This is a genomic window from Streptomyces sp. NBC_01317 (assembly GCF_035961655.1).
GTDB lineage: Bacteria > Actinomycetota > Actinomycetes > Streptomycetales > Streptomycetaceae > Streptomyces.
The window spans coordinates 4,154,026-4,176,546 of record NZ_CP108393.1; the positions used below are offsets into that span (position 1 = coordinate 4,154,026).

The following is a 22,521-nucleotide window of genomic DNA, read 5'->3' on the forward strand; positions in this document are numbered from 1 at the left end:
GCGGTGACGGAGAGTGGAGGGCATGCCCACCACGACCCAGGAACTCCGCGCACTGGAGCTGCTCACCCTCGTCTCGTACGGACGGGTGTCGACGACGATGCGGGCGATGCCGTTCGTCGCGCCGGCGCGCCACGTCGTGGCGGACGGGGACGTGCTGCTGCGGATGCACGCCGGCCACGGCTACCACCGGGCCTGTGCGGGCGGGGTGGTGGCGTTCGGCGCGGACAACTTCAACGTGGAGGGTTCCGACCTCTGGTCGGTGCAGCTCACGGGAACCGCACAGATCATCGAACCGACCCCCGGGGAGCTGGAGCTGTTCGGTCCGGTCCCGTCCCTGATCGACGGCGAACCCTACGAACCGGCGTATATGCGACTGACGCCGCAGTTCTTCTCCGTACACACGCTCGACTACTCCGCAGGGCGACAGACCCGGCACGCAGTGTGATCTAACATCTGACATGTGCTGCGCTCATATGCAATGGCTGTGCCCGCCGCGATCTCGGCGATCCCCTCCATCACGTTCGTCCCACCCGCCCCTCAGCCCACCCCTCACTCGCGTCCGCCCGTCGGAGCGCTGCTCCGCCGCTACCACGGCGCGGGCGAGCCGCTCTCCTGCGAACCCGTCGCCCAGGGGCTGCTGAACCGCGGCTACCGGCTGGCGACCACCCGGGGCTCCTACTTCCTCAAGCACCACCTGGACGGCGACCACGAGGCCGTCGCCCGCCAGCATCGCGCCACCCGGCGATTACCGGGCCTCGGCGTGCCGGTGGCCGAGGCCGTCGCGAACACCGCGGGCGAGACCGTCACCGTCATCGACGGCCACTGCTTCGCCCTCCACCCCTGGATCGAGGGGCGCCACCGCGACGGCGCCCAGCTGACCCGCGCCGGATCGGAGCGCCTCGGCGCCCTCCTCGGGCTCGTCCACACCGGCCTGGAGCAGGTGATGGAGGCGGACCCGGTGGCCCTCACCCACGCCCTCACGTACGACAGCCAGGACCCCGCCTCGACCTTCGCCCTCATCGACGAACTCCTCGCCCTGGCACAGCACCACGCCCCCCGCAACGCCTTCGACGAACTGGCCGAGCACCGCCTGACCGAGCGGCGGACCCTGCTCGAACGGCACGCCCACCGCCGCCCGCCCCCGGGCGCGGAACCGGCCACGGGATGGGTGCACGGCGACTTCCACCCGCTGAACCTGATCTACCGGGGCGCCGAGCCGGCCGCGATCGTGGACTGGGACCGGCTGGGCGTGCAGCCGCGCGCCGAGGAGGCCGTACGGGCGGCGGCGATCTTCTTCGTCCGGCCGACCGGTGAGCTGGACCTGACGAAGGTACGGGCCTACGCGCGCGGCTACCGGCGGGCGGCCGGCGCGGGCTCCGCCGAACTCGCCGCCGCCGTGCACCGGGTGTGGTGGGAGCGGCTCAACGACTTCTGGATACTCCGGTGGCGGTACCAGCTGGACGACCGCAGGGCCGACCCGCAGTTCGCCGCGGTGTCGGCCCTGGCGGTGTGGTGGACGAGGGAGTACGAGGCGGTGCGTGAGGCGTTCGCGGGGTGACGCGAAAGCGCGGTGAACGCGCGGTGGTGCGAACGCCTCACGCGGCGCGGGTGCGGGGTCAGGGAGTTGTGGCGCCTTCCGTACCCGCCACGGCCCCGGCGTCCGCACCTGCGGCCACACCACCGTCGGTGGCACCCGGGTCACCGGTCGTCGCCGGTTCCGAAGGCCCGCCCGACGGTTCGCCGTTGGTGCTGCCGCCGTCCGTGGTGCCCCCGTCCGTCGTACCGCCCTCGGTGCCTCCCGCGTCCGTGCCGGTGTCCGGCGAGGACGGTGTCTCCGACGGCTCGTCGGAGGGGGAGAACGACGGGGTCGGCTTGCGCGGAGGCGTGTAGTCCGGCTGCTGCTGGCCGCCTGACGACGTGTCGGGCTCGTCGGTCTCCTCCGTCTCCGACTCGCTCGGCGTGGGCTTGTCGCTGGGCGCCGACTCGCTCGGGCTGAGCGTGGGCTTCGGGTTCTTGTCGCTGTCGTCCTTCGCGCCCATGCCCTGCACCGCGAAGGCGACGCCCGCCACGATCGCGACCAGCGCCAGCGCGACGAAGAGCAGCATCTTGCCGCGCCCGCCACCGCCCTGGCCGCCGTGACTGTTCACGTACGCGCCGTCGTTCGGGTTCATCGGCGGCAGGATCGGGCGCTGCGAGGTCTCGCCGTGCGGCGGGTGCCCCATCGCGGTCGTCGCGGCCATGCCCATCGGCGGGGTGCCCCCGCCGTGCGCGTCGACCGGGCCGGTGTTCCAGGTGTGGGTGTGGCTGCCCTGCTGCTGGAGCATCTGCATGCCGTACTGGATGAGCCCGCGCATCTCCTCGGCGCTCTGGAACCGGTCGTCCGGTTCTTTCGCGAGGGAGCGCATCACCATGCCGTCCAGCTCCGGCGGCGCCAGCGGGGAGACCTCGGAGGGCGGCACCGGGATGTCCTGCACATGCTGGTAGACGACGGACAGCGGCGTCTCACCGGTGAACGGGGGCCGCTGCGCCAGCAGTTCGTACAGCAGGCAGCCCGTCGCGTACAGGTCGGACCGGTGGTCGACCGACTTGCCCAGCGCCTGCTCGGGGGAGAGGTACTGGGGCGTGCCCATGACCATGCCGGTCTGCGTCATGGTCGACTGCGCGCCGTGCAGGGCACGCGCGATGCCGAAGTCCATGACCTTGACCGCGCCGCTGTGCGTGATGATCACGTTCGCGGGCTTGATGTCGCGGTGCACGATGCCGTGCTGGTGCGAGTAGGCCAGGGCCTCCAGCACCCCGGAGACGATGATCAGCGCCTGCTCGGGCGGCGGGGCCTCCGCCTCCATCAGCAGCTCGCGGATCGTGCGGCCCTCGACCAGCTCCATCACGATGTACGGCACGACCTGGCCGTTGACGACGTCCTCGCCGGAGTCGTAGACCGCCACCACCGCGTGGTGGTTGAGCCCGGCGACCGACTGCGCCTCACGGGTGAAGCGGGCCTTGGAGATGGGGTCCTCGGCCAGATCGGCCCGGAGCAGCTTCACCGCCACGGTGCGCCCGAGCCGTACGTCCTCGGCCGCGAACACCTCGGCCATACCGCCGCGGCCCAGGCGATGGGTCATCCGGTAGCGGCCGTCGCCGACCAGTCCGCCCTCGCCCCAGGAGTCCGCGGCATCCGACACTCCGCCGCCGCTTGCTTCCGGTTCGGGTGCCATCAGTCCTCGCCGTCGTTTCTGTCCGCGTCAAGTCCGCCAGCGCGGCCCGCGGTGGTTCGGGGATTTTCAGGGGTACGGGAATTTTCGGGGGTACGGGGATTCTCAAGGGTCCTATGCCACGTCACGCTACAGCCTTCGTGTGACACGCCGGTTCAGGATGGACCGGTCATGAAACCCGTACGGACGGGGCCGCGCAAATTACAGGCGGTTCCTGTAACGCTTCCGAGACGCTCTGTCGTGCTTACGGTCACGGAACGGGCACCCGGCTTGACGTGTCCGAGGCCTGGGGCAGACTTGGCGCGTCATCGCGCGACCGTCATCGCGCAACAACGGGAACATCGCGTCAGCGGCACGGCATTCAGCGTCCAACGCCGGCGCGCCGAGGGGGAAGCACAGTCATGAGCCAGGACGGCGCACGGGGCCGCTATGCGGGCGGTTCGGTCGCGGGCGGCCGGTACCAGCTTCGCGACCTGCTCGGCGAGGGCGGCATGGCGTCCGTCTACCTCGCCTACGACTCGGCGCTCGACCGCCAGGTCGCCATCAAGACCCTCCATACGGAACTGGCGCGCGAGCAGTCGTTCCGGGAGCGGTTCCGCCGCGAGGCGCAGGCGGTCGCCAAACTGTCGCACCCGAACATCGTCTCGGTCTTCGACACCGGCGAGGACACGCTCTTCGAGAACGGCGCCGCCGGGGGCACCGGCGCGATGATGCCGTACATCGTCATGGAGTACGTGGAGGGGCAGCCGCTCGGCTCCCTGCTCCAGGCGGACATCACGCGGCTCGGCGCGATGCCGGCGGACCGGGCGCTCGGCGTGACGGCGGACGTGCTGGCCGCGCTGGAGGCCAGCCACGAGATGGGGCTGGTCCACCGGGACATCAAGCCCGGCAACGTGATGATCAACCGGCGTGACGTGGTCAAGGTGATGGACTTCGGCATCGCGCGCGCCATGCAGTCGGGTGTCACGTCGATGACACAGACCGGCATGGTCGTCGGCACCCCCCAGTACCTCTCCCCCGAACAGGCGCTGGGGCGCGGCGTCGACGCCCGCTCCGACCTCTACTCGGTCGGCGTCATGCTCTTCCAGTTGCTGACGGGCCGTCTGCCGTTCGACGCGGACTCGGCGCTGGCGATCGCGTACGCGCACGTGCAGGAGGAGGCCGTCGCGCCGTCCTCGATCAACCGGTCGCTGACACCCGCGATCGACGCGCTGGTCGCGCGGGCGCTCAAGAAGAACCCGAACGAGCGTTTCCCGAGCGCCGCCGCGATGAGCGCCGAGTGCCGGCGGGTGCTGCCGTCAGAGCCCGCGGGCGCGCCGGTGATCATCCAGGGCGCGGCGCCGAACAGCGGGGCGGGGGTCAGCTCGGCGGTCTTCCCCCCGGTCGACCAGTCCGCGCAGGCGCCGGGGCCGTACGGCGTGCAGACCCCGTACCAGCCGCCGGCGCCTCAGACACAGCCTCAGCAGCCCCAGCTCCCTCAGCACCCGGGCGCGTACGGGCCGCCGGCCCCGGCGCCTCAGGTGGCCGGCCCCGGCTACGGGTACCCGCAGGCCGCCGCGTACCAGAATCCGGCGCAGCACACCCCGCCGCCGTACGGGATCGCTCCGCAGCAGGCCGGGGGCGGCACCGGCGGCAGGAAGCGGAACGTACCGGTCATCGTGGGCGCGATCGTCGTCTCGCTGCTGGCGATCGGCGGGCTGGCCACGGCCATGTCGTGGGACAGCGACTACAAGGACAACGGCAACGGCGGCGAGGCGGGCCCGACCTCCAGCGGCGGCCCTGCGGTGGACGGCTACCGGGCGCCGGACCGCAGCCGGACCATCGACGAGGACGCGTGCACGGATCCGCAGGAGGACCCGTCGGACCCGGGCAAGATCTCCGTACCGGACTTCCGGTACAAGGACATCCTCTCCGTGAAGAAGTGCCTGAACGCGGCCCACTGGACGTACGAACCGCCGACGACGGTCCAGAACGGGCAGTACGCCAAGGAGACGGTGATCGAGCAGTACCCGACGCAGGGCACCGGCGTCGATCCCAAGACGGTGACCTTCACGCTGCGGCTCGCTTCGGGGTCGGCGCAGTAGCGCGGTCCTGCGCCTGGTCCTTCGCGTAGTCCTTACGGGGGAGGCCGGTCGCCCGGGATGCCGGAGTTGTCACTCCATGTGACGCTGGGTCCGTGATGCCCAGGCTCCGCACCCACTGCGCTCTCGCGGTCGCGTCCTTGCTGCTGGCCGCGCCGCTCGCGCGGGCCGAGGAATCCGCCTCCCCGTCCGCCGGCCCCTCGGTCTCCCCCGACCCGACGACGTCCCTGGCGGGGCGGGAGGCCGGGGAGGGGCATTCCCGGCCCGGCAGGCCGACGGGGCCCGAGGTCTCACGGCCGGGGGACACGCCGGAGGAGCTGCCGGAAGACCTGCCGGAGGACAGCGCGGACCCGGAATCCACCGCACCGCCGGACAGCCCGGCCCCCGCGTCCCCCTCCCTCACCCCGTCCCCCTCGCCCGCCGGGCCTTCCCGAACGTCCCGCCCCCGGCCCTCCGCGACAACCCCGCCGCCGACCTCCGGGCGCCCGCGCGGGAAGGCGTCCCCGGTCCCGTCGGAGCCCCGGCGGACGCGCGGCTCCGACGACCCGGCCGAGCGGCCACGGGACTCGGCGCCCCCCTCCCGTGGAACGACCTCCCCGCCGCCCGCCGCTGCCCGCGAACCGGGCGCGAGCGCGTTCCCGGAGCCCGTCGCCGAGCCGGTGGCGATCCTGACCCTGGGGACCGGCATCACGCTGATCGGCCTCGGTCTCGGCTTCCTCGGCCTGCGGCTCCGCCGCCGCTGACACGGTTCCCGCGACTCCGTCCCAGGTCTGTCGCGGCGCTGTCACCGGGCTGCATCCCTCTCACGACTGACGCGTGAGGTCCCTCTCAGGTCGCTTGCGGCCGACGACCTACCGGGTATACATACTGAGTATGTCGATTCGCCACGGGCTTCTCGCCCTCCTGGAACGTGGCCCGCGCTACGGCTCCCAGCTCCGTACGGAGTTCGAATCCCGTACGGGAGCCACCTGGCCGCTCAACGTGGGCCAGGTCTACACGACCCTGAACCGTCTGGAGCGGGACGGCATGGTCACGCAGGACGGCGAGGACGAGGCGGGCCACGCCCTCTACGTGATCACGGAACCGGGCCGGAGCGAGCTGCGGTCGTGGTTCCGCAGGCCCGTCGACCGCACCAGCCCGCCCCGGGACGAGCTGGCCATCAAGCTCGCCATGGCGGTGGGCGCCCCGGGCATCGACATCCGGGAGGTCATCCAGTCCCAGCGCCACCACACGATCCAGGCGATGCAGGACTACACCCGCCTCAAGGCCCAGACCCTGGACAGCACGCCGGCCGACCGGGACGAGGTCGCGTGGCTGCTCGTGCTGGACCAGCTCATCTTCCAGACCGAGGCCGAGGCCCGGTGGCTCGACCACTGCGAGGTACGGCTGATCCGCCTCGCGAGGCGTCAGGAGACGGCGGCGGGCAGGACGGCGGGCGGGACGGCGGGCGACACGGCCCCTACGACGCCCGCCGGTGCTGCGGAGGTCCCCGCCGCCCCGGCGCCCCCCGCGCCGACACCCCCGGAGCCGACCGCGTCCGCCCCCACCAGCCGGGGCCGCCGCCGCTGACCGGACCTCGCCCCACCTGTCCCGGGCGGACGCCTTCCGCCCGCCCCCTCGTCTTCAGCTCACCCTCCGTACGCGCGCACACGACCGCGTACGCACAGATTGGGACCCACCCATGCCCAAAACAGCCCACACACCGCAGCAGCCGGTGCTGCGGCTCCAGGAACTGACCCGCGTCCACGGCAGCGGAGCCACCGAGGTGCACGCCCTGCGGGGCATCAACCTCGACGTGTTCCCCGGCGAACTCGTCGCCGTCATGGGCCCGTCGGGCTCCGGGAAGTCCACGCTGCTCACCATCGCGGGCGGCCTCGACCACCCCACCTCGGGGCGCGTGATCGTCGAGGGGACGGACATCACCACCGTCGACCGCAGGCGGCTCGCGGCCCTGCGCCGCCGCAGCATCGGCTACGTCTTCCAGGACTACAACCTGATCCCCGCCCTCACGGCGGCGGAGAACATCGCGCTCCCCCGCGAGCTGGACGGCACCTCGGCCCGCAAGGCCCGCGTCGAAGCGCTCGCCGCGCTCGACGAGATGGGCCTCGGCCAGCTCGCCGACCGCTTCCCCGACGAGATGTCCGGCGGGCAGCAGCAGCGGGTGGCCATAGCCCGCGCCCTCGTCGGCGACCGCAGGCTGGTGCTCGCCGACGAGCCCACCGGCGCCCTGGACTCCGAGACCGGGGAATCCGTCCTCGCCCTGCTGCGCAGCCGCTGCGACGCGGGAGCCGCCGGCGTCCTGGTCACCCACGAGCCGCGCTTCGCGGCCTGGGCGGACCGGGTCGTCTTCCTGCGGGACGGCTCCGTCGTCGACCAGACCATCCGCAGCGAGGCGGACTCACTGCTCACCGGTCAGGCGGCGGACCTGTGATCACCTGGTTCCACTCCTGGCGGGCCGCCCTGCGCATCGCCCGCCGCGACGCCTGGCGCTTCAAGGGCCGCAGCTTCCTCGTTCTCGCGATGATCGCCCTGCCCATCCTCGGGGTCAGCGCCGTGGATCTGACCGTACGGAGCGCGGACCTCTCCCCGCAGGAGACCCTGACGCGCGACCTCGGTCGCGCCGACGCCCGGCTCACCGATCCGGGGCTCGGCGGGGCACCCCTCCTCCAGGGGCCCCAGGGGAACGACTACGCCCCCGCGAAGGACTACGGCGACCAGGCGTGGCCGGACGGGGCGACCGACCTCAGGAAGGCGCTTCCCGCCGGTGCCACCACGCTGACGGATTCGAGCGGCAGCGCGAAGCTCCGTACGACCCATGGGCTGCTCCAGGCCCAGGTCCGTGAGCTGAAGGCCACCGACCCGGCGGCCGAGGGGATCCTGCACCTGGACCACGGCCGCTTCCCGGCCCGCGCCGACGAGGTCGCCGCGACCACCCAGTTCCTGGAGACCAGCGGACTGCGCGTCGGCTCGAAGCTCACCGCACGCGGACTCGACACTCCCTACCGGATCGTCGGCGCCTACGAACTGCCCGACGAACTGAACACCGCGCAGATCAACGCCCTCCCCGGCGCGCTGCTCGCACCGCTGGACCAGGCGCTCCAGGCCCAGGGGCTGGACAGTTCGCCCCCGGACACCACCCAGCTGGTCTCCGTTCCCGGTGGTTTCACGTGGAACATGGTCCAGCAGGCCAACACCAAGGGCGTGGCGGTCGTCTCGCGCGCCGTGATCCTCTCGCCGCCCGCCGACGCCGACGTGCCGCTCTACCAGAAGTCCGACTGGACCAGCTACCGGGACACGGCGACCGATCCGGCCGCGCTCGCCGCGGCGGGCACGGTGGTCGGCCTCGCCATGCTGGAGATCTGCCTGCTGGCCGGCCCCGCCTTCGCCGTCGGCGCCCGCCGCTCGCGCCGCCAGCTGGGCCTGGTCGGGGCCAACGGCGGCGACCGGCGCCACATCCGGGCCATCGTCCTCGGCGGCGGTCTGGTCATCGGGGTGGTCGCGGCGGTGGTCGGCACCGTCCTCGGCGTCGCCCTCACCTTCGCCCTGCGACCGGTCCTGGAGAGCTATCTGGGCAAGCGCTTCGGCAGCTTCGACGTACGACCGCTCGAACTGCTCGGGATCGCGGCGCTCGCCGTGCTCACCGGCCTGCTCGCCGCGATCGTCCCGGCGGTCACCGCGTCCCGCCAGACCGTCCTGGCGTCCCTCACCGGCCGGCGCGGCATCCGCCGGAGCAACCGGGTGCTGCCGGCCGTGGGCCTGGTCGCGATCCTGATCGGTGCGGCGATCGCGCTGTACGGATCGACCGTGTCGGACAGCTATGTGATCGTCGCGGGCGGCAGCGCCGTCGCCGAGCTGGGGGTGGTCGCGATGACCCCCGCCCTGGTGGGACTGTTCGGCAGGATGGGCCGCTGGCTGCCGCTCTCGCCCCGGCTGGCCCTGCGGGACGCCGTACGCAACCGGGGCCGTACGGCTCCGGCCGTCGCCGCCGTCCTGGCTGCGGTCGCGGGGACCGTGGCGGTGGCCACGTACACCGCGAGCAGCGACGCCCAGAACCGGGCCGCGTACGTCCCCGACCTGCCGAGCGGCGTGATATCGCTCGTCATCACCGACGACGGCGGCCGGGACGTGCCGGCCGCCCGCGCCGCCGTACAGCGGGAGCTGCCCGTCGCCGTGTCCGCGAAGGTCGACCGTCTTGTCGTCGGTCCGCCGCGCTGCTCGTCCGACAGCTCGGGCAAGGGCTGCGGGGCCGCCGAGGTGGTCGTACCGGACGCGAACCAGTGCCCGCTGTGGAAGGAGGAGAACGCCGACAAGGAGTTCACCTCCGCCGAACGCCTGAAATTGCGTGCCGATGCCCGCTGCCAGGACGTGGCCGTCTACCCCTCGGCGGGCGATGTGGTAGTCGGTGACAGCGCGCTCCTCCAGGTGCTCGGGATCAAGGACCCCGGCGCGAAGAAGGCACTGGCGGCGGGCGAGATCATCTCGTTCGACCCGCGCAACGTCGACACACGGGGACAGATCGGCATCCAGCTGATCCCCGACATCCGCGCGGCCGACAAGGCCAGGGGGCAGGGCACGAAGCCGCCGGGTGACATCAAGAAGTTCACCGCGCACAAGGTCCCCGGCAAGCAGAACGCGTACGGGTTCAAGATGATCGTCCCGGCCGCGGCGGCCAAGGCGGCGGGCTTCGGCGTCGTCCCGATCGGCGGCTACTGGTCGACCACCGAGATGCCCGGCGGAGCGCAGGAGCAGCGGCTCACCTCCGATCTCGACGCGTTCGGCGCCAACGCCTCCCTCGACATCGAGAAGGGGTACGTCGGCGAGAACAACATCGTGCTCCTCGCCCTGGGCGTCTTCGCCGGGCTGGTGACCATCGGCGCCGCCGGGATCGCCACCGGTCTCGCGCAGGCCGACGCCGAAGCCGACCTCAAGACGCTCGCCGCGGTCGGCGCGCCGTCCCGGGTCCGCAGGACCCTCAGCGGATTCCAGTGCGGGCTGGTGGCGGGGATGGGCGTCCTGCTCGGCACCGCCGCGGGGCTGCTCCCCGCCGTCGCCCTCCGGCTGACCGAGCGGCGGGAGGGGGAGAGCCGCTACCGGCAGGCGCTCACCGACGGCCTGAGCGACGCCGTCGCGCCGCACGTCCCGATCATCGTCCCGTGGGGGACGCTGGCCGCCCTGCTGATCGCGGTCCCGGTGGGCGCGGCCCTGCTGGCCGCCGTGGTCACCCGGTCGCACGGAACACTGGGCCGCCGCGCGGCCACGTAGGCAGGGTGCGAGACAATGAATACATGGAAATGTCGAGGAACGAACGGTCGCAGGAGAGCCCTCACGTCCTGGTGGTGGGACAGGACGGGACGGCGCTCGGCGGCGGTGGAACCGACAACGAGCCGCGTGAGATCCCGGTGACGGAAATGGTCGAACAGCCCGCCAAGGTCATGCGCATCGGCAGCATGATCAAGCAGCTGCTCGAAGAGGTGCGCGCGGCCCCTCTCGACGAGGCGAGCCGGGTACGGCTCAAGGAGATCCACGCCAGCTCCGTCAAGGAACTGGAGGACGGGCTCGCCCCCGAGCTCGTCGAGGAGCTGGAGCGGCTCTCCCTCCCCTTCACCGACGAGGCCATCCCCTCCGAGGCGGAGCTGCGCATCGCGCAGGCCCAGTTGGTCGGGTGGCTGGAGGGCCTCTTCCACGGGATCCAGACGGCGCTGTTCGCCCAGCAGATGGCGGCCAGGGCCCAGCTCGAACAGATGCGCCGCGCCCTCCCGCCGGGCTCGGTGCAGGAGGACGACGAGGAACAGGGCCACGGCGCGATCCGCTCCGGCCCGTACCTCTGAGATCCGGCCCGTACCTCTGGGACAGGTCGTGTGCGGCACCCCTCAGTGGGGTGCCGCACACCCTCCGCCGGTGGGGTGCCGCACACCCTCCGCCGGTGGGGTGCCGCACACCCTCCGCCGGTGGGGTGCGGCACACCCTCCGCCGATCGGATCGTTCAGGCCGTCGGCGCGAGCAGCAGGATCTTGCCCACGTGCGTGCTGGACTCCAGCACGCGGTGTGCCTCGGCCGCCTCCGCCATCGGCAGCGTCCGGTCCACGATCGGACGGACCCGCCCCTCGGCAATCAGCGGCCAGATGTTGTCGCGTACGGCGGCGACGATGGCCGCCTTCTCCGCCCGGGGACGCGCCCGCAGCGAGGTCGCCGTGATGGTGCCGCGCTTGCTCAGCAGCGCACCGATGTTCAGCTCGGCCTTCACCCCGCCCTGCATCCCGATCACCGCGAGCCGGCCGTTCACGGCCAGCGCCTTCACATTCTGGGCCAGGTACTTCGCGCCGACGATGTCGAGGATGACGTCCGCGCCCGCCCCGTCCGTCGCCTTGCGTATCTCCGCCACGAAGTCCTGCTCGCGGTAGTCGATCAGGATGTCCGCGCCCAGCTCCTCGCAGCGCGCGAGCTTCTCGGGGCCGCCCGCCGTCACCGCGACCCGCGCGCCGAGCGCCTTGGCGACCTGGATCCCCATCGTGCCGATGCCGCTGCCGCCGCCGTGCAGCAGCAGCGTCTCCCCGGCGGTGAGCCGGCCGAGCATGAAGACGTTGGACCAGACCGTGCAGGCCACCTCGGGCAGCGCGGCGGCCTCCGCCAGGGTCACCCCCGCAGGCACCGGCAGCAGTTGGCCCGCCGGTACGACAACCTTCTCGGCGTACCCCCCGCCGGCCAGCAGGGCGCACACCTCGTCGCCGACGGCCCACCCCATGACGCCGGGGCCGAGCGCGGCCACGCGGCCCGCGCACTCCAGGCCGGGGTGGACCGGGGAACCCGGCGGCGGGTCGTAGTGGCCCTGCCGTTGCAGGACATCGGCGCGGTTGACCGCGCTCGCCACGACATCGACGAGCACTTCGCCCTCGCCGGGGACGGGATCGGGGACTTCGGCCCACACGAGCGCCTCGGGGCCACCGGGTTCCGGAATCGTGATCGCATGCATGGCCGTGAGGCTACCCGCCACTTCCCGGGGAGTATCCGTCCGCGACGGTCAGGTTCCGGCGCCCGCGACGGTCAGCTCCCGGCCTCCGGATCCGTGGGGTTCTGGGCGCGCACGATGGTGATCAGCCGGTCGGTCAGCTGGAGCGGGCTCGCGGACGGATCGTCGTAACCGATCAGCCGGTGCCCGCGCAGCACGCTCACCACCAGGTCCTCGGTCTCCCGTACGTTCCGGCCCACCTCCGCCTTTATGACGGGCCGTTCGATGAGATCCAGCCCGGTGCCCTGCTGGATCAGGTCCTCCATCACCGTGCCGGCCATCGGGCTGAGCACGGACATCCCGAGGAGCCGGCCGGCCGCGCTGGCGCTGGTGATCACCGCGTCGGCGCCGGACTGGCGCAGCAGCGGCGCGTTCTCCTCCTCGCGGACGGCGGCGACGATCTTCGCCGACCGGTTGAGCTGGCGCGCGGTCAGCGTGACCAGCACGGCCGTGTCGTCCCGCTGGGTGGCGATGACAATCTGACGGGCCTTCTGGACCTCGGCACGCAACAGCACTTCGCTGCGGGTCGCGTCGCCGAGGACCCCGACGAACCCCTGGGCGTTGGCGGCCTCGATCACCTTGGCCGACGGGTCGACGATGACGATCTGGTCCTTCCTGAGACCCGTGGCGCACAGGGTCTGCATCGCCGACCGCCCCTTGGTGCCGTATCCGACGATGACCGTGTGCTCGCGCAAGTGGGACCTCCAGCGGTTCTGCCGCCATTCCTCACGGGTGCGTTCCGTGAGGACCTCAAGTGTGGTGCCGACCAGGATGATGAGGAACAGCACGCGCAGGGGGGTCACGAGCAGCACATTGACCAGCCGTGCGCTGTCGCTGTACGGGACGATGTCGCCGTAACCGGTCGTGGAGAGTGTGACGGTGGCGTAGTAGACGGCGTCGAGGAAGTCGACCGAGTCGTCCGAGTTGTCGTGGTAGCCCTTGTTGTCGATCCAGACGATGAAGACCGTCACGAACAGCACCACCAGCGCCATCACGAGACGGCGGGTCACCTGGACGAGCGGTCGGCTGACCTGCTGACGTGGCAACTGCACCCGAGCGCTGACCAAATGCTCGTCGGCGTTCCTGGCTATGGCGTCATGGCCGGGAAGTTTCACGTGAAACACCCGCCGTCGGTCGAAGCGGTCCAGGGCAGGTCAAGAATGTCGACGTCCTCACCGGGCCGCGCGCCGCCCGGCGGGACGACCGCCAGCCCGTCTGCGGCGGCGACGCCCCGCAGCATGGCCGGACCGTTGAAGTGCAGCGGCACCACCGCGTCGTCGCGGTGGACCACCGGGACGAGCCGGGTGTCGTACGGATGGCCCCGCACCTCGTCGCGCAGCGGCGCCCGGTACGGCGGGGGCGCCGGGCGGCCGGCGAGCGCCCGGAGCAGGGGTTCGGCGAGCGTCAGCAGTCCGGAGACGGCGGCGAGGGGGTTGCCGGGCAGCCCCACCAGATGCCGTCCCGAGGGCAACCGGGCCAGGACCATGGGGTGTCCGGGACGTACGGCGACCCCGTCGACCAGCAACTCGGCCTCGGCGGCCCGGAGTACGGGGTGGACATGGTCGACCGGGCCGCCGGCCGTACCGCCGGTCGTGATGACCAGGTCGGCCGTGGACCCGGTCACCGCGCGGTACAGGTCGTCCTCGTCGTCACCGATCCGGCGGGTGGCGACCACCTCCACGCCGAGCGCGCGCAGCCAGGGCGCGAGCATCGGCCCCAGTGCGTCCCGGATGAACCCGTCGCGGGGGAGCCCCTCGGTCAGCAACTCGTCGCCGAGCACGAGCACTTCGACGGCGGGCCGGGGGACGGTCAGCAGCTCGTCGTAACCGGCGGCGGCGGCCAGGCCCAGCACGGCCGGGGTCACCGGCGACCCGGCGGGGAGCAACGGCTCGCCCGAGCGGCACTCCTGGCCCCGCGACCTGATGTCCTGGCCGGGGACGACCACGCGTTCGGCGTGGAGACGGCCGGTGCCGTCGGTACGGGCGTGCTCGCTGCGGATCACGGCGGTCGCCTCGGGCGGTACCCGCGCGCCGGTGGCGATCCGTACCGCGGAGCCGTCGGGAAGCGGTACGGACTCGCCGTCTCCGGCGAGGATGCCGGACCGCTCGGCCGCGTCACCCCCTACGGGCGTGCCCTCCGGAGTCCTGACGGTCCAGGGGCCGGGGCCCGCGACCGCCCAGCCGTCCATGGCGGAGGTGTCGAACGACGGGAGGTCGGTGAGCGCGACCAGCGCCTCGGCGAGCACCTCGCCCAGGGCGTGTTCGAGGGCCACGCGCCGGGCCCGCGCGGCCGGGGCGGCCCGCCCCGAAGCCCCGGCGAGGTCCCGCGCGTCGGCCCAGTCCGTACCGTGGCGCCGATCGCCCCCGGGCGCACGGTCACCGGCGGGCCGGTCACCGCCGGGGTCCTGGCGGTGCGCGTGGTCGTGGCCGTGATCGTGCCCCTGGTCGTGGCCGTGGTCGTGATCGACCTCGGACGCCGGATCGCGGGGCTGGCCGTGCGGGGCAGGCGTGTGGCGCGCGTCGGACGGGTCCTTCTGGTCGTGGATCTGCTGGGCGTCGATGTCGTACGGCACGTCGGCGTCGTACGGGACGTACCCGTCCGGCGAGTGGTACGGCGCGCGCGGCGACGGGTGCGCGCGGGACCGGTCCCTCGCCACCAGGGCCAGAGCCTCCTCGACGCCCTCGACCTCGCGGTCCTGGGCGGTCATCCGGCGTCGGCCCCCTTGGCGCCCCCGGCGTCCGCGGCGGGACCGTCGGTCCCGGCCGCCTCGTCGGCCCAGCGCAGGGCCAGCGCCACCGCCTTGCGGGTCGCCGCCTCCACCGCCTCGGGACCGTCTCCGCCGGCCCGGCCCGCCGCGTACCCGACCAGGAAGGTCGTCAGCGGGGCGGCGGGCCTGGCGACGCCGTGCGCGGCGTCACGGGCGAGGTCCAGGAGGAGAGGGATGTCGACGTCCAGCTCGATGCCGAGTTCGTCCTTGACTGCGGTGATCCATTCGTCCAGCACGGTCCCATGCTCTCTGATACGGGCCCGGGCCGTGGAGATGTCTTCCCAGGTGTCGCAGTCGAACGAGGCGAAGGGATCGGCATCGACGCGGGCGAGGTCGAGTTCGTGCGACAGCAGACGCAGGGGCAGACCGGTGAGGTTCCCGTGTTCCGTGGCCAGCAGGGCCAGTTCACGGCGCAGCGGCTCGGCCCGGTAGGCGGCGACCAGCGGCTGGTCCCGCCCGTCGGCGTCGACCAGCAGCGCCGCCTCCCGGCCGCTGGTGTCCAGCGTCCCGATCAGCCGGTGGACCGTCGGGGCGCCCAGGAACGGCAGGTCGGCGGAGAGGACGATCACGGTGTCCGCCTCGACGTCGCGCACCCCCGCGTCGAGCGCGGCGAGCGGCCCGCCGCCCGGCGGGTCCTCCCGCGCCCAGCGCACGGGTCGGACCGTTGGGCGCCGGCCGCCCACGACGACGGTCCTGCCGGCCCCTTCACAGGCCGCCAGGACCCGGTCGAGCAGAGCACGGCCACCGACACGCACGGCGGGCTTGTCGATCCCGCCGAGGCGCTTGGCGGCGCCTCCGGCGAGCACGATGGCGTCATACGCGGTCATGCCAGAAGTATGAGCCGCGATCGGCCTTTCGAAGCACGGACCCCGGTCCGGGTCACCTGCTTCTCTCAGAGGGTCCGCAGGAGCACCGCCGGGTTCTCGACGCAGTCCGCCACATAACGGAGGAAGCCGCCCGCCGTACCGCCGTCGCAGACCCGGTGGTCGAAGGTGAGGGACAGCTGGACGACCTGCCGTACGGCCAACTCCCCCTGGTGCACCCACGGCTTGGGGATGATCCGGCCCACCCCGAGCATCGCGGCCTCCGGGTGATTGATGATCGGCGTCGAACCGTCGACCCCGAACACCCCGTAGTTGTTGAGCGTGAACGTCCCGCCGGTCAGGTCGCCCGGTGTCAGCGTGCCGGAGCGGCCCGCCTCCGTCAGGCGGGCGAACTCGGCGCTCAGGGACTCCGCGTCACGGCGGTGCGCGTCCCGCACGACCGGGACCACCAGCCCGCGCTCGGTCTGGGCGGCGAAGCCCAGATGGACGCCGGGCAGCCGCACGATCTCCTTGGCGGCCAGGTCCACCGTGGAGTTCAGCTCCGGGTGACGGGCGAGGCCCGCGACACAGATCCGGGCGAGCAGCGCGAGGAGGGAGATCTTCGGGCCGCCGGCCGCGTTCATCGCCGTACGGGCCGCCATCAGCTCCGTCGCGTCCGCGTCGACCCAGCAGGTGGCGTCCGGGATCTCGTGGCGGCTGCGGGACAGCTTGTCCGCGACCGCGCCCCGTACGCCCCGCAGCGGCACCCGGACGACGTCCGGCCGCGCGCTCACGGATCCGGCGGTTCCCGCCGCCTCCGTGGACTCGGAGGCAGGGGTCTGCGCCTCCGTGGCCGCCCGCCGGACGGCCTGTTCGACGTCCGAGCGCAGGATCAGGCCCTCGCGCCCCGAACCCGTCAGCGTCCGTAGATCGAGGCCGTTCTCCCGCGCGAGCCTGCGGACCAGCGGCGACACGACCGCGACAGGACCGGCGGGACCGGCGGACCCGTTCGCCCGCGCCACAACGGGCGCGGGCACGGGAGCCACCGCCGGCGCGGCGGGGACGGAAGCGACCGCCGGGGACGCCTGCCGGACCCGGCGCCTGCGCGCGGCGGGCGCGCCCGTGCCGTACCCGACCAGCACATTGCCCGACCCCTCGTCGGCCGGCGACGTCTCCGGAGCGGCGGCCTTCTCCGGTGCCTGCCCCCCGTCCGCCACGGGCTCGGACGCGCCTACCGCGACGGTCAGCAGCGGGGCCCCGACGGGCAGCTCCGTGCCCTCCTCGCCGTAGCGCGCGGTGACCACACCCCCGTACGGGCAGGGCACCTCGACCATCGCCTTGGCCGTCTCGACCTCCACGACCGGCTGGTCTATGGCGACGACGTCGCCCACCTCCACCAGCCAGTGGACGATCTCCGCCTCGGTCAGTCCCTCCCCGAGGTCGGGCAGCCTGAATTCGAGCACCTGGGCCATCAGCTCTCCGTCTCCCACTGGAGCCGCGCGACCGCGTCCAGCACCCGGTCCACCCCGGGAAGATGGTGCCTCTCCAGCATGGGCGGCGGATAGGGGATGTCGAATCCCGCGACCCGCAGCACCGGCGCCTCCAGATGGTGGAAGCACCGTTCGGTGACCCGGGCGGCGATCTCCCCGCCGGGTCCGCCGAAACCGGTGGACTCGTGGACCACCACCGCCCGGCCCGTACGCCGTACGGACGCGGCCACCGTCTCGTCGTCGAACGGCACCAGCGAGCGCAGGTCGACGACCTCCAGGTCCCAGCCCTCGGCGCGGGCCGCCTCGGCCGCCTCCAGACAGACCGGCACGGAGGGCCCGTACGTGATGAGCGTGGCGCTCGTGCCCCGGCGCCGTACGACCGCGCGCCCGATCGGCTCGACCGCGGCCGGTTCGTCCGGCGACCACTGCGCCTTCGACCAGTACAGCCGCTTCGGCTCCAGGAAGACCACCGGGTCGTCGGAGGCGATCGCGGCCCGCAGCATGCCGTACGCGTCGTCCACCGTCGCCGGTGTCACGACGTGGAGCCCTGCGGTCGCCATGTAGTACGCCTCGGAGGAGTCGCTGTGGTGCTCGACCCCGCCGATCCCGCCGCCGTACGGCACCCGCACGGTGATCGGCAGCGGCATCGCCCCGCGTGTGCGGTTGCGCATCTTGGCCACATGGCTGATGAGCTGCTCGAACGACGGATAGGCGAAGGCGTCGAACTGCATCTCGACCACGGGCCGCAGCCCGTACATCGCCATGCCGACGGCCGTCCCCAGGATGCCCGCCTCGGCGAGCGGGGTGTCCGTGCAGCGGTCGTCGCCGAACTCCGCCGCCAGGCCGTCGGTGATCCGGAAGACCCCGCCCAGCGTGCCGACGTCCTCTCCCAGGACGTGGACGGACGGGTCCTCCGCCATCGCGTCCCGCAGCGCGCGCTGGAGGGCCGACGCCATCGTGGCGGGCTTCACCGCGGTGGTGGTCATCGCCGCTCACCCGCCGCTTCCCCGCCGGTGCTCCCGGCGTCCCGGGCGTCTCCGGACGGCGCCGGATCCGCCGACGCCTCCAGCTCCGCCCGGAGCAGCGCCGCCTGCTCCGCCAACTGGGTGGTCTGCTCGGCGTAGACATGCGTGAACAGGTCCATGGGGTCGAGCGTCGGCTCGGCGTTCATCCGCTCCCGCAGCCGCGCGGCCATCACCTCGGCGCCCTCGGCCGCTTTCTTGATACCGGCCTCGTCCAGGACACCGCGCTCCAGCAGCTCGCGCTCCATGAGCTTCACGGGGTCGTGCGCGCGCCACGCCTGGACCTCGCTGTCCTCGCGGTAGCGCGTCGCGTCGTCGGCGTTCGTGTGGGCCTCCACGCGGTACGTCACGGCCTCGACCAGCGTCGGCCCCTCGCCGCGCCTGGCCCGGTCCATGGCCTCCGCGAGGACGGTGTGCACCGCGATCGCGTCGTTCCCGTCGACCAGGCGGCCCGGCATCCCGTACCCGACGGCCTTGTGGGCCAGGGAGGGCGCCGCGCTCTGCTTGGCGAGCGGCACGGAGATCGCGAAGCCGTTGTTCTGCACGAGGAAGACGACCGGGGCCCGCCACACGGCCGCGAAGTTCAGCGCCTCGTGGAAGTCGCCCTCGCTGGTCCCGCCGTCGCCCACCAGGGCGAGCGCGACCACGTCGTCGCCCTTGAGGCGGGCCGCGTGCGCCAGGCCCACCGCGTGCGGCAGCTGGGTGGCGAGGGGCGTGGAGAGGGGCGCGACGCGGTGCTCGTGCGGGTCGTACCCGGTGTGCCAGTCGCCGCGCAGCAGCGTCAGGGCCTGTACGGGGTCGAGCCCGCGCGCCACGGCAGCGAGGGTGTCGCGGTAGCTGGGGAAGAGCCAGTCCCGGTCCTCCAGGACCAGCGCGGCGGCGACCTCGCAGGCCTCCTGGCCGGTGCTGGACGGGTAGACCGCGAGCCTGCCCTGCTTGGTCAGGGCCGTGGCCTGCGTGTTGTACCGGCGGCCACGGACCAGCTCGGTGTAGAGCCGCAGCAGCAGCGCGGGGTCGGCGCCGGCCGCGGCGGGCGTGCCGAGCACGCGGAACGGCTCGGGGTCCGGAAGCAGCGGGGCCGGGTCGGTACGCGGCTGCCACGCCGGGGGCGGGGTGGGCCGGCGGACGGCGGCACCCGGCAGTTCCTGAACCGAAGTACTGCTCTTCTTCACGCGTGCACCTCCTCGTGGGAAACGAACCTGGGGTGCCGGGATGTGGCACGCCTCACCTACCGATTGTTCGGTCGTGGCGGCAATTTGGCTACACACGCCCTCAGCCTGTGGACAAACGGTGCCGGGCGGCCTGGGATGGACACAGGTCGTCCATGGGGGAGAGGCGGGGAGACATGGGAGCTGAACAAATGGCCGAGGGCACGGACCGGGCGTCCGGCGCGGAGGGCGGCGAGGGCGCGGCACCGATCCCGCCGCCGACCCCGCAACCGGCTGTTCCGCCGAGCGCTCCACCAGCCGCTCTGCCGCCGCGTCCTTTGGACGCGATAGACCGCGACATCCTGCGGATCCTCCGCGCGGACGGCCGGGCCTCCGTACGGTCCGTGGCCGAGCGGGTCCACGTCTCGCGCGCCAACGCGTACGCGCGGATCAATCGCCTGATAGACGACGGCGTGATCCGCGGGTTCAGCGCCCGGGTGAACGAGGAGCGGGCGGGGCAGGGCGCCTCCGCCTACATCACCCTCAAGATCGTGCAGAACTCCTGGCGCACGGTGCGCGAGCAGCTCCAGGGGCTGCCGGGCGCCACCCACATCGCGCTGGTCAGCGGTGATTTCGACGTCCTGCTGCTGGTCCACACGGCGGACAACAGGACCCTGCGCGAACTGGTCCTCACCCGGCTCCAGGCGATCCCCGAGGTGCTCTCGACCCGCACGCTGCTGGTCTTCGAGGAGACGGACCTGGACCAGGGCACTCCGGGCCCCCAGGGCCCGCCCCCGCGCGCGCCTCTTTAGGAGGCGGCCGGCTCAGCTCCCCGGCGCCCGCTCAGGCCCCCGGCCCCCTACTTCACTTCGTCCGTGCTCTGCGCAGCCCGTCGAAGGCCAGTCGTACCACCGCGTCCGCGACCTGTTCGCGGTCGTACCCGCCGGCCGGCTGCGGGCGGTACCACTCCACCAGCGAGTTGATCGTCCCGAAGAGCAGCCGGGTCGCCAGCCGCGTGTCCATGTCGGCCCGCAGGTCCCCGTCCGCCGCCGCGTCCTTGAGCAGACCGGCCACCCTCTGGTCGAACTCCCTGCGCCGCTCCATCGCCCAGCGCTCGGTCTGCGTGTTGCCGCGCACGCGCAGCAGCAGCGTCACGTACGGCAGCTCGGCCATCAGCACCTCGACCGTGCGGCGGACGACGTATTCGACCTGTTCGACCGCCCGGCCGCGCGACGCCCCGTCCTCGTCGAGGATCCCGAAGAGCCCGTCGAGCGCCCGGCTGACCGCGCGCCTCAGCAACTCCTCCTTGCCCACCACGTGGTGGTATATGGAGGATTTGGAGATCCCGGCCGCCTTGGAGAGATGCTCCATGGACGTGCCGTCGTAGCCCCGCTCGTTGAAGACCCGCACGGCGACGGTCAGCAGGGTCTCGGGCGTGTACGTGTCCCGCTTGGGCGTGGTCATGACGCGTCGTCCTCCAGCGCGGCGGCCAGGCGGCGGAGCGCCTGGGAAGGGGCGTAGCGGCCCGTGGGGTACTCGTCGTGGAGGAGTTCCAGTGCGGTCAGCACCCAGCGGGCGCCCAGTTCCGCGCCCCACTCGACGGGCCCGCGCGGGTAGTTGACGCCGAGGCGCATCGCGGTGTCGACGGCCTCACCGGTCGCCACCCCGCGCGCCCGCGCGTCGAGCGCGAAGTCGACGAGCATCGCGACCGTACGGCTCACGATCATGCCAGGGACGTCGGCGATGACGCTCACGTCCTTGCCCAGCGCCTGGAACAGGCCGACGGCCTGCGCGAGGGACGCCTCGTCCACCCGGGACGCGGGGGCGAGCGCGATCCGCGTCGCGGTGCGGTAGTCCAGCGCGAGATCGAAGTGGATCACGGGCAGGTCGGCGTTGTCGGCGGCCGAGCCGTCGGACAGGAACAGGCGCGTTCCGCCGGGCAGTTCGATCCAGCCGGGGCGGTCCGCATCCGGGCTCTTCTCGCGTACGACTCCGATGCCCGCCTCCGCGATCAGCTCGGGCAGCACGTCCGCCGCGAACAGGTCTCCGTATACGGAGACGGACGCGGGCGCGGCCGCCGGCGCCGCGGTGTGCGGCGCGGCCGGGCCCTCGGTGCCCTCTCCGTACGGGAACCAGCCGCGCCCGGACTTGCGGCCCAGCCGCCCCGATTCGACCAGGCGGCGCTGCGCCAGTGACGGGGTGAACTTCTGATCGTAGGAGAAGGCCTCCCAGACGGACCGGGTGACGGACTCGTTGACGTCCTGGCCGATCAGGTCGGTCAGCGCGAAGGGGCCCATCCGGAAGCCGCCGCTCTCCCGCAGGACCGCGTCGATGGTGGCGGCGTCGGCGCCCCCCTCCTCGTACACCCGCAGGGCCTCGGCGTAGAAGGGGCGCGCGATCCGGTTCACGATGAAGCCGGGGGTGTCCTCGCTGCGCACCGGCGTCTTGCCCCAGGCCAGGACGGTGTCGTACGCGTCCTGGACGACCTGCGGGTCCGTGGCGAAGCCGCCGACGACCTCCACGAGGGGCAGGAGGGGCGCCGGGTTGAAGAAGTGCAGTCCCACGGAGCGCCCGGGGCGGCGCAGGCCGCCCGCGACGGCGGTGACGGAGAGGGAGGAGGTGTTGGTGGCGAGGACGCAGTCGTCCCCGACGATGTCCTCCAGAGCCGCGAACAGGGCCCGCTTGACCGTGAGGTCCTCCAGGACGGCCTCCACGACGAGCGCGGCGTCCGCCAGCTCCGAGAGGTGGGTGGCCGGACGCAGCCGCGTGCGGGCGGCGTCCCGCTCCGCCGGGCCGAGCCTGCCCTTCTCCACCAGCCGGTCGAGACGGGCGAGGAGCGCGGTGGCGGCCTCCGCCGCCCGTCCCGGCATCGCGTCGTGGAGCCGTACGGGATGGCCGGCCACCAGCGCCACCTGGGCGATTCCCTGGCCCATGGTGCCGGTGCCGACGACCGCGACGACACGGCCCGTCTCGATTGCTGTCATGAACGCAA

The 22,521-nt window shown here is 72.8% G+C and carries 19 protein-coding genes; 9 read left to right on the forward strand and 10 right to left on the reverse strand.

Annotation, left to right across the window (positions count from 1 at the left end; translation table 11 throughout):
* Positions 1–22 precede the first annotated feature (22 nt).
* Together OG349_RS17735 and OG349_RS17740 are read left to right on the forward strand one after the other, a co-directional pair.
* On the forward strand, positions 23–445 hold the full coding sequence (locus OG349_RS17735) for a pyridoxamine 5'-phosphate oxidase family protein (RefSeq protein WP_327235543.1): 423 nt from the start codon (positions 23–25) through the stop codon (positions 443–445).
* Between the two features lie 33 nt (positions 446–478).
* Positions 479–1,558, forward strand: a complete 1,080-nt coding sequence (locus OG349_RS17740) for a phosphotransferase (protein ID WP_327235544.1) — start codon at positions 479–481, stop codon at positions 1,556–1,558.
* 58 nt (positions 1,559–1,616) lie between these two features.
* On the opposite strand, the gene OG349_RS17745 is transcribed toward OG349_RS17740, so the two are convergent.
* A complete protein-coding gene (locus tag OG349_RS17745) occupies positions 1,617–3,215 on the reverse strand; it encodes a protein kinase domain-containing protein (protein WP_327235545.1) in 1,599 nt (532 codons plus the stop codon).
* A 398-nt stretch (positions 3,216–3,613) separates the two neighbouring features.
* Here OG349_RS17745 and OG349_RS17750 point away from each other — a divergent pair, with 398 nt between their 5' ends.
* The 6 genes from OG349_RS17750 (at position 3,614) to OG349_RS17775 (ending at position 11,121) form a co-directional block, all read left to right on the forward strand.
* Positions 3,614–5,296, forward strand: a complete 1,683-nt coding sequence (locus tag OG349_RS17750; protein ID WP_327235546.1) for a protein kinase domain-containing protein — start codon at positions 3,614–3,616, stop codon at positions 5,294–5,296.
* A gap of 92 nt (positions 5,297–5,388) precedes the next feature.
* Entirely contained in the window at positions 5,389–6,036 is a 648-nt protein-coding gene (locus OG349_RS17755) for a hypothetical protein (RefSeq protein ID WP_327235547.1), read from the forward strand.
* 130 nt (positions 6,037–6,166) lie between these two features.
* Positions 6,167–6,862, forward strand: a complete 696-nt coding sequence (locus OG349_RS17760; RefSeq protein WP_327235548.1) for a PadR family transcriptional regulator — start codon at positions 6,167–6,169, stop codon at positions 6,860–6,862.
* Between the two features lie 112 nt (positions 6,863–6,974).
* Complete coding sequence (locus OG349_RS17765; protein ID WP_327235549.1) at positions 6,975–7,724, forward strand: ABC transporter ATP-binding protein; 750 nt, start codon at positions 6,975–6,977, stop codon at positions 7,722–7,724.
* Positions 7,721–10,555, forward strand: a complete 2,835-nt coding sequence (locus OG349_RS17770; protein ID WP_327235550.1) for an ABC transporter permease — start codon at positions 7,721–7,723, stop codon at positions 10,553–10,555. Before OG349_RS17765 ends, OG349_RS17770 begins: the two co-directional genes overlap by 4 nt.
* 23 nt (positions 10,556–10,578) lie before the next feature.
* A complete protein-coding gene (locus OG349_RS17775) occupies positions 10,579–11,121 on the forward strand; it encodes a bacterial proteasome activator family protein (RefSeq protein ID WP_327235551.1) in 543 nt (180 codons plus the stop codon).
* 155 nt (positions 11,122–11,276) lie between these two features.
* Here the strand turns inward: OG349_RS17775 and OG349_RS17780 are convergent, their stop codons facing one another.
* From OG349_RS17780 to pdhA, 7 genes are all read right to left on the reverse strand, one after another.
* The gene (locus OG349_RS17780) at positions 11,277–12,263 is read right to left on the reverse strand and encodes an NAD(P)H-quinone oxidoreductase (RefSeq protein ID WP_327235552.1); all 987 of its coding nucleotides are present in this window, start codon (positions 12,261–12,263) and stop codon (positions 11,277–11,279) included.
* 71 nt (positions 12,264–12,334) lie between these two features.
* Positions 12,335–13,414: a potassium channel family protein gene (locus OG349_RS17785; protein WP_327235553.1), complete on the reverse strand. Its 1,080-nt coding sequence runs from the start codon at positions 13,412–13,414 to the stop codon at positions 12,335–12,337.
* Complete coding sequence (locus OG349_RS17790) at positions 13,411–15,006, reverse strand: molybdopterin molybdotransferase MoeA (protein WP_327235554.1); 1,596 nt, start codon at positions 15,004–15,006, stop codon at positions 13,411–13,413. Before OG349_RS17790 ends, OG349_RS17785 begins: the two co-directional genes overlap by 4 nt.
* Positions 15,003–15,893, reverse strand: coding sequence for an NTP transferase domain-containing protein (locus OG349_RS17795; protein WP_327235555.1), 891 nt, complete (start codon positions 15,891–15,893; stop codon positions 15,003–15,005). Before OG349_RS17795 ends, OG349_RS17790 begins: the two co-directional genes overlap by 4 nt.
* Positions 15,894–15,958: 65 nt before the next feature.
* Positions 15,959–17,341 (reverse strand): dihydrolipoamide acetyltransferase family protein, encoded by a 1,383-nt coding sequence (locus tag OG349_RS17800; RefSeq protein ID WP_327235556.1) that lies wholly within the window; start codon positions 17,339–17,341, stop codon positions 15,959–15,961.
* Positions 17,341–18,345, reverse strand: a complete 1,005-nt coding sequence (locus OG349_RS17805) for an alpha-ketoacid dehydrogenase subunit beta (RefSeq protein WP_327235557.1) — start codon at positions 18,343–18,345, stop codon at positions 17,341–17,343. Before OG349_RS17805 ends, OG349_RS17800 begins: the two co-directional genes overlap by 1 nt.
* A complete protein-coding gene (pdhA, locus tag OG349_RS17810; RefSeq protein WP_327235558.1) occupies positions 18,342–19,553 on the reverse strand; it encodes a pyruvate dehydrogenase (acetyl-transferring) E1 component subunit alpha in 1,212 nt (403 codons plus the stop codon). Before pdhA ends, OG349_RS17805 begins: the two co-directional genes overlap by 4 nt.
* 173 nt (positions 19,554–19,726) lie before the next feature.
* Here pdhA and OG349_RS17815 point away from each other — a divergent pair, with 173 nt between their 5' ends.
* Complete coding sequence (locus OG349_RS17815; RefSeq protein ID WP_327235559.1) at positions 19,727–20,341, forward strand: Lrp/AsnC family transcriptional regulator; 615 nt, start codon at positions 19,727–19,729, stop codon at positions 20,339–20,341.
* Between the two features lie 52 nt (positions 20,342–20,393).
* Here OG349_RS17815 and OG349_RS17820 read toward each other — a convergent pair whose 3' ends face one another.
* Positions 20,394–20,993, reverse strand: a complete 600-nt coding sequence (locus OG349_RS17820) for a TetR/AcrR family transcriptional regulator (protein WP_327235560.1) — start codon at positions 20,991–20,993, stop codon at positions 20,394–20,396.
* Positions 20,990–22,513, reverse strand: coding sequence for a 3-hydroxyacyl-CoA dehydrogenase (locus OG349_RS17825; RefSeq protein WP_327235561.1), 1,524 nt, complete (start codon positions 22,511–22,513; stop codon positions 20,990–20,992). The genes OG349_RS17820 and OG349_RS17825 overlap by 4 nt, the downstream gene beginning before the upstream one ends.
* Positions 22,514–22,521: the final 8 nt, after the last annotated feature.

Excerpts from the sequence above, each read along its gene's own strand:
- OG349_RS17735 (WP_327235543.1), top strand. The coding sequence starts at position 23 with ATGCCCACCACGACCCAGGAACTCCGCGCACTGGAGCTGCTCACCCTC.
- OG349_RS17740 (WP_327235544.1), top strand. The coding sequence starts at position 479 with ATGGCTGTGCCCGCCGCGATCTCGGCGATCCCCTCCATCACGTTCGTC.
- OG349_RS17745 (WP_327235545.1), bottom strand. The coding sequence starts at position 3,215 with ATGGCACCCGAACCGGAAGCAAGCGGCGGCGGAGTGTCGGATGCCGCG.
- OG349_RS17750 (WP_327235546.1), top strand. The coding sequence starts at position 3,614 with ATGAGCCAGGACGGCGCACGGGGCCGCTATGCGGGCGGTTCGGTCGCG.
- OG349_RS17760 (WP_327235548.1), top strand. The coding sequence starts at position 6,167 with ATGTCGATTCGCCACGGGCTTCTCGCCCTCCTGGAACGTGGCCCGCGC.
- OG349_RS17765 (WP_327235549.1), top strand. The coding sequence starts at position 6,975 with ATGCCCAAAACAGCCCACACACCGCAGCAGCCGGTGCTGCGGCTCCAG.
- OG349_RS17775 (WP_327235551.1), top strand. The coding sequence starts at position 10,579 with ATGGAAATGTCGAGGAACGAACGGTCGCAGGAGAGCCCTCACGTCCTG.
- OG349_RS17780 (WP_327235552.1), bottom strand. The coding sequence starts at position 12,263 with ATGCATGCGATCACGATTCCGGAACCCGGTGGCCCCGAGGCGCTCGTG.
- OG349_RS17790 (WP_327235554.1), bottom strand. The coding sequence starts at position 15,006 with ATGACCGCCCAGGACCGCGAGGTCGAGGGCGTCGAGGAGGCTCTGGCC.
- OG349_RS17795 (WP_327235555.1), bottom strand. The coding sequence starts at position 15,893 with ATGACCGCGTATGACGCCATCGTGCTCGCCGGAGGCGCCGCCAAGCGC.
- OG349_RS17800 (WP_327235556.1), bottom strand. The coding sequence starts at position 17,341 with ATGGCCCAGGTGCTCGAATTCAGGCTGCCCGACCTCGGGGAGGGACTG.
- OG349_RS17805 (WP_327235557.1), bottom strand. The coding sequence starts at position 18,345 with ATGACCACCACCGCGGTGAAGCCCGCCACGATGGCGTCGGCCCTCCAG.
- OG349_RS17815 (WP_327235559.1), top strand. The coding sequence starts at position 19,727 with ATGGGAGCTGAACAAATGGCCGAGGGCACGGACCGGGCGTCCGGCGCG.
- OG349_RS17820 (WP_327235560.1), bottom strand. The coding sequence starts at position 20,993 with ATGACCACGCCCAAGCGGGACACGTACACGCCCGAGACCCTGCTGACC.
- OG349_RS17825 (WP_327235561.1), bottom strand. The coding sequence starts at position 22,513 with ATGACAGCAATCGAGACGGGCCGTGTCGTCGCGGTCGTCGGCACCGGC.